Source organism: Streptomyces sp. WM6386, from assembly GCF_000972385.1.
Lineage (GTDB): Bacteria > Actinomycetota > Actinomycetes > Streptomycetales > Streptomycetaceae > Streptomyces.
In genome coordinates, this window is the sequence record NZ_JXTE01000477.1 from 1 (window position 1) to 463 (window position 463).

Sequence of the window (463 nt, forward strand, 5' to 3'; positions counted from 1 at the left end):
CCGGCCGGTGCGCAGGCGGCTGCAGTACCAGGTCTGGCACGGTCTGCACCTGCTGCTCTACGTGGCCCTGGGCCTGGCGTTCGTGCACCAGTTGCAGGAGACGACGACGTTCACCTCCTCCGCTTTCGCCACCGCCTACTGGTGGATCCTGTGGCTGTTCGCCTTCGGTGCGCTGCTGACCGGGCGCCTTGTCGTGCCGCTGTGGCGTAACGCCTACCACCGGTTCAGCGTGGCGGCGGTGGTGTCCGAGTCGCACGACGTGGTCTCCGTGTACGTCACCGGCCGACACCTCGACAAACTTCCGGCCCGGGCGGGCCAGTTCTGCATCTGGCGGTTCCCCGGCCACAACCACTGGTGGCTCGCCAACCCCTTCTCGCTCTCGGCGGCGCCCGACGGGCGCGGACTGCGCCTCACGGCGAAGGCCGTGGGCAGCGCCAGCGCCGGCCTGCGCAACCTCCCCGTC

Annotated in this window: 1 pseudogene; it reads left to right on the forward strand. The window is 70.4% G+C overall.

From position 1 onward, the window contains the following. A pseudogene (locus TN53_RS42320) lies at positions 1-463 on the forward strand (oxidoreductase); the annotation flags it as partial.